An 11,702-nucleotide genomic window follows, 5' to 3' on the forward strand; every position below is an offset into this window, starting at 1 on the left:
TGGCAGGGGCGATTCCTGCTGCCATTGATCGGCGGTGACTGAACCGACCAGCCCGTTCCAGATTGCGGCTTTCCGGCGCATCTGGCTTTCCCGCTTCTGCGCGGTGGTCGCAACCACCGGCATGGTCGTCATCCTTGGCTACCAGATCTATGACGTGGCGCGCAGCGACTATGCCATGTCCATTGTCGATGCCTCGTTCCTGCTCGGCCTGCTGGGGCTGGCGCAGTTCGTGCCTTATGCGCTGCTGAGCCCTGTTTCCGGCGTCTTTGCTGACCAGTTCGATCGCCGGCGCATTGCCCTGTTTGCTACCTTGCTCGACCTGCTGATTGCCGGGGCGCTGACCTATGTCACGGCGATCGGGACTCATTCCCTGCCCGTGCTTTTTGCCCTTGCGGCCGCGCACGGTGCGGCGCGGGTGTTTCTTGGCCCGTCGCTGAGTGCGATGGTGCCCAATGTCGTCCCCGCCCCGCTGATGCCGCGCGCCATCGCCATAAGCTCAACCGCATGGCAGTTCGGGTCGCTGATCGGGCCCACGGTTGCCGGCCTACTCTTTGCCGTGCTTGCCTGGTCGCCCCATGCGCTGGCGACGGTTCTGCTGGGATTGTCGGCGGTTTCGTTGCTGACGATCGGACCTGTGCCACAAGCTGCAAGCGACCGTGAAACTCATCCGATCCGTCAATATATCGAAGGCTTCCGCTTCTTGCGGCGTAACCGCTTCCTCCTTGGATGCGTCACGCTCGACCTGTTTGCGGTGCTGATGGGCGGCGCGACCGCTTTGCTTCCCGTCTTCGCCCGCGACATCCTCCACGTGGGTTCCGAAGGCCTGGGCCTGATGCGCGCCATGCCGGGAGCCGGAGCTGCGGTCGTGGCGTTCATCCTGTCGTGGAAGCCGATCGAAAGGGAGGTCGGCACCAAGATGCTGGTGGGCGTTGGGGCCTATGGTCTCGCCACCGTGGGCTTTGGCCTTTCGACCAATTTCGTATTCTCGCTAGGTTGCCTGGCGGCACTTGGCGCGGCGGACATGGTTTCGGTCTATATCCGCTCGGCGCTGGAGCAATTGAGCACGCCTGACGAAATGCGCGGCCGGGTCGGCGCGATTTCCGGGCTGTTCATCTCGGCATCGAACGAACTGGGCGAGATGCAGTCCGGGACGGTGGCGGCCCTGCTGCACAGCGCGGTCGCAGCGGTTGTGTTTGGCGGCGTCGGAGCCATATTGGTCACCGTCGCCTGGGCATTCATTTTCCCGGAACTCAAGAACGCACGGACATTCGCACCGCAATATCGCGAAAAGGAGCAAGCGCCATGAAGGTCGATTCGATCCTCGAAACCATCGGCAATACCCCGCACGTCCGCCTCTCGCGGCTGTTCCCCGACCATGAGGTCTGGATCAAGTGCGAGCGCGCCAATCCCGGCGGTTCGATCAAGGACCGCATCGGCCTCGCCATGATAGAGGCCGCCGAAGCCGACGGCAGCCTGAAGCCGGGGGGCACCATCGTCGAGCCTACCAGCGGCAACACCGGCATCGGTCTGGCCATGGTATCCGCCGTTAAGGGCTACAAGTTGATCCTCGTCATGCCGGATTCCATGTCGATCGAACGCCGCCGCCTGATGCTCGCTTACGGTGCGACCTTTGACCTGACGCCGCGTGAAAAGGGCATGAAGGGCGCGATCGCCCGCGCGCAGGAACTGCTGGCCGAAATCCCGGGCAGCTGGATGCCGCAGCAGTTCGAGAACCCGGCGAATATCGAAGTCCACGTGCGCACGACCTCGCAGGAGATCCTCGCCGATTTTGCCGAGACGCCGATCGATGCCTTGATCACTGGCGTCGGCACCGGCGGGCACCTGACGGGCTGCGCGGAAACGCTCAAGAAGGCTTGGCCAGACATGAAAGCCTATGCCGTTGAGCCGACGCTGTCGCCGGTCATTTCTGGCGGTCAGCCGGCCCCCCACCCGATCCAAGGCATCGGCGCGGGGTTTATTCCCGGCAACCTGCACACCCAGTCGATCGATGGCGCGATCCAGGTCGATCCTGCCGATGCCAAGGAATGGGCGCGCCAGTGCGCGACCAAGGAAGGCATGCTCGTCGGCATCAGCTCGGGCGCGACGCTGGCAGCGATTTCGCAGAAGCTGGCTGACCTGACCGCCGGCAGCCGCGTGCTCGGGTTCAACTATGATACGGGCGAGCGCTACCTTTCGGTTCCGGACTTCCTGCCCGAATGAGCGGGCTGCAGCGGATCGATTACCGTGATGGTGACAGCGGGCTGACGGGTTGGCTGGCCCGTCCGTCAGGACCGGCGCGCGGTGCCTTGGTGGTCTATCCTACCATTGCCAACGTTACCGCGCTCATCGAGCGGCGCGCGACCATGCTTGCCGAGGCGGGGTTTCTCGCGCTGATTGCTGACTTCTACGGCGAGCCGGTTGCGGATTTCGAGGCCTCGAAGCCGCTGGCGGAAAAACTGCGCGCCGATGTCGATCACTATCGGCAGCGACTTTCCGCAGCGTTGGCAGTGCTGCGTGAGCTTCCCGGAGTTGGCGGCCTGCCAATCGGCGCAGTGGGCTATTGCATGGGCGGACAGGCCGTCCTTGAACTGGCGCGTGCCGGTGAGGCCCTTGCACTGGTCGCCAGCTTTCACGGCATTCTTTCCACCGGGCGCAAGGCAGATCAGCCGATCCGCCCGCGCATACTCGTTTGTCACGGTGATGCTGATCCGCTGGTCCCGCGCGAACAGGTGGCGGAATTCTGGGAGGAAATGGATGCCGTGGCTGCCGACTGGCACTTCCACGCCTATAGCGGCGTTAAGCACGGCTTCACCGATCCGGGCAGCGATGCCCGTGGCATGGCGTCTATCGGCTATGACGCCAGCGCGGACCGCCAGTCATGGGCTGCGCTGATGAACCTGTGTGACGAGGTTTTCGGCCCGCAGTCCGACTAGGCTACGTCCCAGACAATCGGCAGGTTGCGGATCGAGAGCAGGAACGGGAAGACGGTCGTGTCCGTCCCTTCCTTCACCTTGAACGGCCCGATCCGCTTGAACCATTCGTCGAGCAGGATGCGCAATTCGCGCCGGGCGAGCGGCGCGCCAAGGCACAAGTGAACGCCGCCGACGAAGGTAAAGTGCCGGTTCGCCTTGCGCGCCGGGTCGAATGTGCGCGGGTCGTCAAACTGGGCGGGGTCGAAGTTGCCTGACGGGTTGAGGCACTGGAAGGTGTCGCCGGCCTTGATCTGCTGACCGTGCCATTCGAAATCGCACTTGGCGGAGCGGGTCGAACTGAGAATCGGCTGGGTGCGCAGGAATTCCTCGACTGCGGTCGGTATCAGAGAGGGATCGGCGCGAAGCTGCTCCTGAATTTCCGGCTGCAGCGCCATGCGGCGGAACATCTGGCTGATCGTTGCGGCCACCGTATCCAACCCGCCGAGCCAGAGGAACCAGACCATGCCGATCTTTTCGTCATCGGTCAGCGGTTTGCCTTCGATCGTGCCGTGAACAATCGATGAGACCAGCCCGTCATCGGGGTTGGCCTCCTTTTCAGCGATGAAACCACCCAGGAAATCGAGGACTGAGCGCAGAGCCCAGGCCATCTTTTCATGCGTGCCGCCGTGGAGGATGTTCCACTCCCACTCGAGGAATTCCTCGAACATGGCGGCAGGGAAACCCATCAGGCCCATGAAGATGCGCACCGGAAAGACGCGGCCGAAGTCATGGGCGATGTCGACTTCGCCCTTGTGCTGGAACTCCTCGATCATCTCGACCACGACAGCGCGGATATCGTCCTGCATCCGGTTGACCCGCGCCGGCGAGAAGTGCGGCATGAGGAACAGGCGGTACTTCTGATGTTCGGGCGGATCGATTGCCAGCGGGATCGAGCGGAACGTCTCGCCGATCATGCGCTGAAATTCGGCCGTTCCCTTGTTCGAGAAAACCTCGTTGTCGGAATAGACGCGGTTGATGTCGGCGTAATGGGTGACAACCCAGGTTCCGCGCCCGCCGCCCGCTCCGCCGGACGCGCCGACCTGCAGGTTGTTCGGTGACGCTGGTTGATAGAGCAGCGGCGGCACGTCAGCCCCGGATAGCCAGGCGCACGGCTCATAGGGATCGACCAGATCGTTGGGCGTCATTCCCGATGCCCAGCCAAGGTCGACCTTAAGATGATCGGGAATGTGATCCGGCGTTGGCCAGTCCACCCGCATTTCGGCGATGGTCTTCGGATACATGCGCGTTCTCTCCCTTGCGAGGGAAAGCTGCCAGCAGGCGAGCAGGCGCGCAATGCACCTGCCCGCCTGATCACCGGGAGGATATCGCCGGAGGCAGGCCTCAAGCCGTGGCGAAGGCTTCCAGCGGCAGGGTCATCATCGTTTCGCTACCCGCTTCCATCTTGCGGCGCAGGGCTCCTGCATCCGGCGTGTAGCGTTCGCCGTAGTATTTGGCGGTGACCAGCTTGGTTTCGTAGAACGCCGTGTCGCCGCTGCCGGAGGCCAGTGCCGCCGAGGCAACCTTGCCCATCCGCAGCCACATCAGCCCCAGCGTCACGATGCCCATGATGTGCATGTAGTGATGCGCGCCCGCGCCGGCGTTGTTGGGGTTGGTCATGGCGTTCTGCATCAGCCACATGGTTGCAGCCTTGAGCTCGCCGTTGGCCTTCTCGACCCGTCCGGCGAGGTCTGCGAGGCGTTCGTCGCCCTTGGCCTCAGCGCATTCGGCATCGACCATGGCAAAGAAGGCCTGAACCGCCTTGCCGCCGTTCATTGCCAGCTTGCGGCCGACAAGGTCCATCGCTTGTACGCCGTTCGCGCCTTCATAGATCATCGCGATACGGGCATCGCGGACGAACTGGCTCATGCCATGTTCCTCGATATAGCCGTGGCCGCCGAAGACCTGCTGCATGTTGACGGCAACGTCGAAGCCCTTGTCCGTGCCGTAACCCTTGATCACCGGGGTGAGCAGGCTGATCAGCGCATCGGCATCGGCGCGCTCTTGCTCGCTCGCAGACTTGTGTGCGAGGTCGACAAGCAAGCCGCCCCACATCGCCAGCATACGCATGCCTTCTGTGAAGGCCTTGGCATCCATCAGCATCCGGCGCACGTCGGGATGAACGAACAGCAGGTCGGCCTTCTGCTCCGGATCAACCGGTCCGGTGAGCGCCCGGCCCTGACGGCGATCACCGGCATAGGCGACGGCGTTCTGGTAGGCAGCTTCCGCCTGGCCCAGACCCTGGATGCCCACGCCGATGCGCGCTGCGTTCATCATGATGAACATAGCGGCGAGACCGTTGTTTTCCTCGCCGACCATCCAGCCCTTGGCGCCGTCATAGTTGAGCACGCAAGTCGCATTGCCGTGGATGCCCATCTTGTGCTCGATCGAGCCGCAGGTGACGGGATTGCGTGTACCGGGGTTGCCGTCTGCATCAAGCAGGAACTTCGGCACGATGAACAGCGATATACCCTTCACCGAATCAGGCGCGTCAGGCGTCTTGGCGAGGACGAGGTGGATGATGTTCTCGGTCAGGTCATGCTCACCAGCCGAGATGAAGATCTTGGTTCCGGTGATCGCATAGGAACCATCGGCCTGCGGCACCGCCTTGGTGCGGATCATGCCCAGATCGGTACCGCAATGCGGCTCGGTCAGGTTCATCGTGCCCGACCACTGGCCGGAGATCATCTTTGGAAGATAGGTCTGCTGCTGCTCGGGAGTGCCCTTGGCCTTCACCGCCGCGACTGCGCCGCTGGTCAGGCCCGAATACATGGCGAACGACTGGTTAGCCGAGACGAGGTATTCCTCAAGCAGCATCCCCAGCACGTGCGGCATTCCTTGTCCGCCTAGATCTTCCGGCTGCGCCAGCGTGCCCCAGCCCGAATCGACAAAAGCGGCATAGGCTTCCTTGAAGCCCGCCGGCGTGGTCACCGTGCCATCGGGGTGCCGCTTGCAGCCTTCCTGATCACCGGAAAGATTGATCGGCGCGACGACTTCGCTGACAAATTTGCCGAGTTCCTCGACGACGGTGTCGACCACGTCGGCGGTCGCATTCTCGAAGCCCGGCAGGTTGCCATAGCTTTCGAGCTTCAGGACCTCGTTGATGATAAAACGCGAATCGCGCGTCGGAGCCTTGAAGATGGGCATGGGGGTGGACCTCTCTCTTATCAGTTTTTCTTGAGGGGAAGTTCGAGCGATTCGATCTGTTCGACGAAGGCGGAAAGTTCGGCGATCGCAGCATCGAGGTCGGCGCGCTGGCGCTCCATCTGTTCGATGCGGGCGCGGCATTTCTCCGTCGTAACGCGGCGCTGTTCGACACGGCCATCACCAAGATCGTAAAGATCGATCATCTCGCGGACTTCAGTCAGGCTGAAGCCAACATTCTTGGCGCGCAGGATCCAGGCGAGCCGGGCGCGGTCGCGCTTCGAGTAGATCCGCGAGAGTCCCTGCCGACTCGGCGAGATCAGGCCTTCATCCTCGTAGAAGCGAAGCGCGCGGGCGGTGACGCCGAATTCGGCGGTCAGGTCGGAAATGGTGAAATGTTCACGGTCGAGCGCATCGGGTCGATCGAGGTGGGCACCGGCGTGCGGGAGCGTTGCGAGACTGGCCATGCCTCGCCTTGTAGCTTCCCTTTACGTAAGCGTCAACTAGATGCGGATGAGCTTGCCACCCTCCAGCCGCCGATAGAAGCAGCTCGGTGCGAGCGTATGGCATGCAGGGCCCGCGGGGACGCATTGCAGGACGATTGCATCCTGGTCGCAGTCGACAAGGATCGCCTGAACTTGGAGAACATGGCCCGAACTCTCTCCCTTCATCCATAGCCGCCCGCGCGACCGCGAATGGAAATGCGCAAAGCCGGTTTCCTGCGTCTTGGCGAGCGCCTCTGCATCCATGTGGGCAAGCATGAGCACGGACCCGTCCGCTGAATCGACGGCGACCGCGGTCAGCAGCCCTGCTGCATCGAACTTTGGCATGAAGGTTTGGCCCTGCTCGCGGTCTTCAGTCACAGGATCGGTCATCGGGAACTTTCTGTCGAAATTCAGTGCGGGCGCGCAATGCTTGTTGCACGATAACCACATCTACGAGGCAAAATCCATCGCGCCACCGCTTGTCTCTTTCCTTTCGGCGCGTTGTCGAAGAAACAGGCTGCGCAGCTGGGAGGCTGCCCCGCCGGGACTGGCGGCGTCTCCAAGACGCCAAGGTACAGGGGAAAGGTATCGACCGCCGAAAGTCAGGCAGGTCGGACCGCATGAGGGTTTAGGGCGAGGCGAGCGTGGGGGCGCTTGTCGTTACCGGGAAACCGGCGCTTTAGAGTTTCGTCACGAGAACGCTCGGAGCTTCGGTTCCGGGCGTTTTCGTTTGTGCGGCATCGTTGGCGTGCGAAAGCGCTTCGTCGAGGACGCGGGCGAAGCAGGCAATCCGTACGCTTTCGGCATCGGCGAGGCGCACGACAGAGACGCAGGCAGAACTGGTCACGCCGCTGGTCAGCACGTCGTCAAGCAGCAGGATCTTCGCTCCTTTCACCCTTGCTGCACGGCGGGCATTAATCCTGATTGCACCGCTCAGCGCCCGTGCGCAGCCCTTTCGGCCGAGCCCGCCGAGACTCGGCGTCTGGCGATAGCGCTCGATCGCATCGACGAGCAGTGTAGCCCCACTCGCCCGGGCAATTTCGTGGGCCAACAATGCAGCGGGACCGGGACCAAGATCCAGTTCGGGCCGATGTCTCCGAGCCGCGCGATCATCAGGCGCGACAGCAGTGGTGCCAGTGCAATCCGGTGGCCGTGCTTGAATGTGAGAACCAGCCGCCGGCTGCCCTCGTTGTACAAGGTCCCCGCCGCAATCCCGTCGTGCTTTGGCGGATCGGCGAGGCACGGCGCGCAGACGGTTCCGTCGGGCATGCCATTCGGGAACTGTCGCTGGCACAGGCTACAGCACGGTACGCCGGGCATCGCCAGTTCACTCCAGCAGGCGGTGCACAGGCACTGCTGCTCTGACAGGCCTTTACCGCACAGCGGGCAGCGTGGCGGGAACACCAGATTGACGATCGGAGCGATGGCGGCGGGCACCTGCATGAACTGCCGACTATCGCTTGCGATTCCCTCGTACGCAAGGCAGGAGCCGCGCATGTCTGGCGCTCCTCCCGCGATCTTTTCCCCGAACCGACGTGCAATGGCGCAGCTGCGGGCGGACCGGATGCAGTCAATGTCAGACGCCGCCCGATTCCTGGTCGAAGACGTTGCGGACGATCTGGCGGACCGCCTGTCCTTCCTGCGCCACGCCCCCCAGCGGTCGCTGGTGATCGGTGACCGCGCCGGTGTGCTGGCCCAGACTCTGCCGGGAGCTTCCGCCGCCGGCTGCTTCGATCTTGAGCAACCTTGGCCGGTCGAAAGCCACGACCTGATCGTCCTGCCGTTCGTTCTCGATACCGTCAACGACCTGCCCGGGGCGCTGATCCATGCGCGCTGCGCGCTGTCACCCGGAGGCCTGGCTTTCGTCACCATGCTCGGCGCTGGTTCGCTGCCGGTGCTGCGCGAGGTCATGCTTGCCGCCGATGGTGACCGCCCTGCCCCCCGGCTCCATCCGCAGGTCGATGTCCGTGCCGGCGGCCAGCTCCTACAGCGCGCCGGTTATGCCAACCCGGTCGTCGACAGCCGCAGCCTGAACGTTCGCTACGGCCGGTTTGAAAGCCTTGTCGCAGACCTGCGGGCGCAGGGCCTAGGCAATGTCCTCGTTGATCGCGGCCCGTCTCTGAACCGCGCCGCCCTGTCACGGGCCCGCGAAGCCTTCGCCGCACTGGCGGACAGCGAAGGCCGCGTTACCGAGACCTTTGAAATCCTGACCTTCAGCGGTTGGCGCTGATCGCCGCCTGCGCCGCCGCAAGGCGGGCAATCGGCACGCGGTAAGGAGAAGCGGAGACGTAGTCCAAACCCTGCCCTTCGCAGAACGCAATGCTCGCCGGATCGCCGCCATGTTCGCCGCAGATGCCGAGCTTGATGTCCGGGCGCGTTTCCCGGCCGCGCTCGGCGGCGAGGCCGACCAGTTGGCCAACACCCTCAATGTCGAGGCTCACAAACGGATCGCGCGCGAAGATGCCCTGTTCGACATAGGCCGAGAGGAACTTTGCCGAATCGTCGCGGCTCAGGCCGAGCGTCGTCTGCGTCAGATCGTTGGTGCCGAACGAGAAGAACTCGCCCACCTCCGCAATCTCGCCCGCCATCAGCGCGGCGCGGGGCAGTTCGATCATCGTGCCGACTTGGTACGAGATCGTGCGGCCCTTCTCCTCGAACACCTGCGCGGCGGTGCGGTCGACCAGCGCCTTCAGGATTTCCAGCTCCTTGCGCGTGGCGACCAGCGGGATCATCACTTCGGGCACCGGTGCATCACCAGTTTGCGCGACATCGCAAGCCGCTTCGAACAGCGCGCGGACCTGCATTTCATAGATTTCGGGGAAGGTAATTCCCAACCGGCAGCCGCGATGACCGAGCATGGGGTTGAACTCATGCAATTCCCCGGCGCGGCGTTTCAGCGTGGGAACACCGATGCCGATGGCTTCGGACAATTCCTCGAATTCGGCATCGGCGTGGGGCAGGAATTCGTGCAGCGGCGGATCGAGCAGGCGCACGGTGACCGGCAGGCCGGCCATGACCTCGAAGATCGAGTGGAAGTCGGCGCGCTGTTCGGGCAGCAGCTTTGCCAGCGCGGCGCGGCGGCCAGCCTCGTCCTCGGCGAGGATCATCTGGCGCACGGCGGAAATGCGGCTTTCCTCGAAGAACATGTGTTCGGTGCGGCACAGGCCGACGCCTTCCGCGCCAAAGCCCCGCGCGGTGCGGCAATCGTCGGGCGTTTCGGCATTGGTCCGCACTTTCATGCGGCGGTGGCGGTCCGCCCATTCCATCAGCACGCCGAAGTGGCCGACAAGCTCGGGTTCGATGGTCGGCACCTTGCCCGCCATGATCTGGCCGGTGGAGCCGTCGAGCGTGATGACGTCGCCCTCGGCCAGTTCGCGGGAACCGATCTTGAGCGTTCGCGATGCCATGTCGATCGACACACAGCTGGCGCCTGAAACACAGGGGCGGCCCATGCCGCGCGCCACCACGGCGGCGTGGCTTGTCATGCCGCCGCGTGCAGTCAGGATGCCGCGCGCCGCGTGCATGCCGTGAATGTCCTCGGGGCTGGTCTCGACGCGCACAAGGATCACCGCATCGCCGCGTTCGGCGCGCTTTTCGGCCGTATCGGCATCGAGCACGATCGCTCCCGAAGCCGCGCCGGGGCTGGCCGGAAGGCCAGAACCCAGCACGTCACGCGGCGCGTCGGGATCAAGCGTCGGGTGCAGCAGCTGGTCGAGCGCCATCGGATCAATGCGGCAGATCGCCGTCTTCTCGTCGATCAGGCCTTCCTCGACCATCTCCACTGCCATGCGCAGCGCGGCCTTGGCCGTGCGCTTGCCCGAACGGGTCTGGAGCATCCACAAGTGCCCGCGCTCGACGGTGAATTCGATGTCCTGCATGTCGCGGTAATGCTTTTCGAGCAGGTCGAACACGGCGGCCAGCTCGGCATAAGCAGCTGGCATCGCCTCTTCCATCGACAGCGGTTTGGCCCCTGCCTTCTCGCGCGCGGCGAGGGTCAGGTACTGCGGCGTGCGGATGCCGGCGACGACGTCCTCGCCCTGGGCATTGACCAGCCATTCGCCGTAATAGGCGCGCTCGCCGGTCGCCGGATCGCGGGTGAAGGCGACGCCGGTTGCGCTGGTGTCGCCCATGTTGCCGAAGACCATGGCTTGCACGTTGACGGCCGTTCCCCAGTCACCGGGAATGTCGTTCAAGCGGCGATAGACCTTGGCGCGGTCCGAATCCCATGAATCGAACACCGCGCGGATCGCGCCCCACAGCTGCTCATGCGGGTCCTGCGGGAAATCGCGGCCGAGTTCGCTGCGGACGATGGCCTTGTATTCGCCGACGATGGCCTGCCAGTTCTCGGCCTGCATCTCAACATCCGCGTAGAAGCCGTTGTCTTCCTTGGCGATCTCCAGAACATCTTCGAACAAGTGGTGGTCAAGGCCAAGCACTACGTCCGAATACATCTGGATGAAGCGGCGGTAGCTGTCCCAGGCGAAACGCGCATCGCCCGAGGCGCTGGCGAGGCCCTGCACTGTTTCGTCATTGAGGCCGAGGTTGAGCACGGTGTCCATCATGCCGGGCATCGAAACCCGCGCGCCGGAGCGGACGGAGACCAGCAGTGGATCGGCGGCATCGCCGAACTTCTTGCCGGCGGCCTGCTCGATATGGCGGAGTGCTACGGCGACTTCGTCCTTCAACTCGGGCGAAAAGTCCGCGCCGTGTGCGAGGTAGCGGACGCATTCCTCGGTCGTGATCGTGAAACCGGGAGGCACCGGCAGGCCGATGCCCGCCATTTCCGCCAGGTTCGCGCCCTTGCCACCGACAATCGTCTTGTCGCGGCTGCGCGGATCATCGCTGCGGACCGTACCACCGAAGGGATAGATGCTAGAAGCCATGGAAAACCGCCATTTCCTGAACCGACGAATCACATGCCGGTGTGAGCGCGGGCCTAACCGCTGGCCGGCGGTAAGTCAGGGAAATTTTGCGATGCAGCATGAAATGCCTGCTTTGCGAGCGCCGCACTCGCCTTGCCCGCGCAGGGTGACAGAGGTGACAGAGGTGACAGGGTGTCACCCTGCCTGTTGCCTCTGAATTGCACCCAAAATCAATGCTTTGC

The 11,702-nt window shown here is 63.7% G+C and carries 11 protein-coding genes; 4 read left to right on the forward strand and 7 right to left on the reverse strand.

Annotated elements, in window-relative coordinates:
• Positions 1-34: 34 nt before the first annotated feature.
• From WG900_RS04050 to WG900_RS04060, 3 genes are read left to right on the forward strand one after another with little or no spacing between them, the layout of a single operon-like run.
• On the forward strand, positions 35-1,306 hold the full coding sequence (locus WG900_RS04050; RefSeq protein ID WP_339964864.1) for an MFS transporter: 1,272 nt from the start codon (positions 35-37) through the stop codon (positions 1,304-1,306).
• Positions 1,303-2,220 (forward strand): cysteine synthase A, encoded by a 918-nt coding sequence (gene cysK, locus WG900_RS04055; RefSeq protein ID WP_339964866.1) that lies wholly within the window; start codon positions 1,303-1,305, stop codon positions 2,218-2,220. The genes WG900_RS04050 and cysK overlap by 4 nt, the downstream gene beginning before the upstream one ends.
• Positions 2,217-2,933, forward strand: coding sequence for a dienelactone hydrolase family protein (locus tag WG900_RS04060; RefSeq protein ID WP_339964867.1), 717 nt, complete (start codon positions 2,217-2,219; stop codon positions 2,931-2,933). The genes cysK and WG900_RS04060 overlap by 4 nt, the downstream gene beginning before the upstream one ends.
• On the opposite strand, the gene WG900_RS04065 is transcribed toward WG900_RS04060, so the two are convergent.
• From WG900_RS04065 to WG900_RS04090, 6 genes are all read right to left on the reverse strand, one after another.
• On the reverse strand, positions 2,930-4,213 hold the full coding sequence (locus WG900_RS04065; RefSeq protein WP_339964869.1) for a cytochrome P450: 1,284 nt from the start codon (positions 4,211-4,213) through the stop codon (positions 2,930-2,932). The genes WG900_RS04060 and WG900_RS04065 overlap by 4 nt on opposite strands.
• A gap of 100 nt (positions 4,214-4,313) precedes the next feature.
• Complete coding sequence (locus WG900_RS04070) at positions 4,314-6,116, reverse strand: acyl-CoA dehydrogenase C-terminal domain-containing protein (RefSeq protein WP_339964871.1); 1,803 nt, start codon at positions 6,114-6,116, stop codon at positions 4,314-4,316.
• 20 nt (positions 6,117-6,136) lie between these two features.
• The gene (locus tag WG900_RS04075) at positions 6,137-6,580 is read right to left on the reverse strand and encodes a MerR family transcriptional regulator (protein ID WP_339964873.1); all 444 of its coding nucleotides are present in this window, start codon (positions 6,578-6,580) and stop codon (positions 6,137-6,139) included.
• A 36-nt stretch (positions 6,581-6,616) separates the two neighbouring features.
• Positions 6,617-6,988, reverse strand: a complete 372-nt coding sequence (gene hisI / locus WG900_RS04080) for a phosphoribosyl-AMP cyclohydrolase (RefSeq protein WP_339964874.1) — start codon at positions 6,986-6,988, stop codon at positions 6,617-6,619.
• A gap of 289 nt (positions 6,989-7,277) precedes the next feature.
• Positions 7,278-7,649, reverse strand: coding sequence for a ComF family protein (locus WG900_RS04085; protein ID WP_339964875.1), 372 nt, complete (start codon positions 7,647-7,649; stop codon positions 7,278-7,280).
• On the reverse strand, positions 7,532-8,095 hold the full coding sequence (locus WG900_RS04090) for a ComF family protein (protein ID WP_339964877.1): 564 nt from the start codon (positions 8,093-8,095) through the stop codon (positions 7,532-7,534). Before WG900_RS04090 ends, WG900_RS04085 begins: the two co-directional genes overlap by 118 nt.
• Between WG900_RS04090 and WG900_RS04095 the strand changes: the two genes are divergently transcribed.
• Entirely contained in the window at positions 8,094-8,828 is a 735-nt protein-coding gene (locus WG900_RS04095) for a class I SAM-dependent methyltransferase (protein WP_339964879.1), read from the forward strand. The genes WG900_RS04090 and WG900_RS04095 overlap by 2 nt on opposite strands.
• Here WG900_RS04095 and ppdK read toward each other — a convergent pair.
• On the reverse strand, positions 8,812-11,481 hold the full coding sequence (ppdK, locus tag WG900_RS04100; RefSeq protein ID WP_339964880.1) for a pyruvate, phosphate dikinase: 2,670 nt from the start codon (positions 11,479-11,481) through the stop codon (positions 8,812-8,814). The two genes, WG900_RS04095 and ppdK, sit on opposite strands and share 17 nt — an antisense overlap.
• Positions 11,482-11,702: the final 221 nt, after the last annotated feature.

The organism is Novosphingobium aquae, assembly GCF_037572715.1.
Taxonomy (GTDB): Bacteria; Pseudomonadota; Alphaproteobacteria; order Sphingomonadales; family Sphingomonadaceae; genus Novosphingobium; species Novosphingobium aquae.

Excerpts from the sequence above, each read along its gene's own strand:
- cysK (WP_339964866.1), top strand. The coding sequence starts at position 1,303 with ATGAAGGTCGATTCGATCCTCGAAACCATCGGCAATACCCCGCACGTC.
- WG900_RS04060 (WP_339964867.1), top strand. The coding sequence starts at position 2,217 with ATGAGCGGGCTGCAGCGGATCGATTACCGTGATGGTGACAGCGGGCTG.
- WG900_RS04065 (WP_339964869.1), bottom strand. The coding sequence starts at position 4,213 with ATGTATCCGAAGACCATCGCCGAAATGCGGGTGGACTGGCCAACGCCG.
- WG900_RS04070 (WP_339964871.1), bottom strand. The coding sequence starts at position 6,116 with ATGCCCATCTTCAAGGCTCCGACGCGCGATTCGCGTTTTATCATCAAC.
- WG900_RS04075 (WP_339964873.1), bottom strand. The coding sequence starts at position 6,580 with ATGGCCAGTCTCGCAACGCTCCCGCACGCCGGTGCCCACCTCGATCGA.
- hisI (WP_339964874.1), bottom strand. The coding sequence starts at position 6,988 with ATGACCGATCCTGTGACTGAAGACCGCGAGCAGGGCCAAACCTTCATG.
- WG900_RS04095 (WP_339964879.1), top strand. The coding sequence starts at position 8,094 with ATGTCTGGCGCTCCTCCCGCGATCTTTTCCCCGAACCGACGTGCAATG.
- WG900_RS04090 (WP_339964877.1), bottom strand. The coding sequence starts at position 8,095 with ATGCGCGGCTCCTGCCTTGCGTACGAGGGAATCGCAAGCGATAGTCGG.
- ppdK (WP_339964880.1), bottom strand. The coding sequence starts at position 11,481 with ATGGCTTCTAGCATCTATCCCTTCGGTGGTACGGTCCGCAGCGATGAT.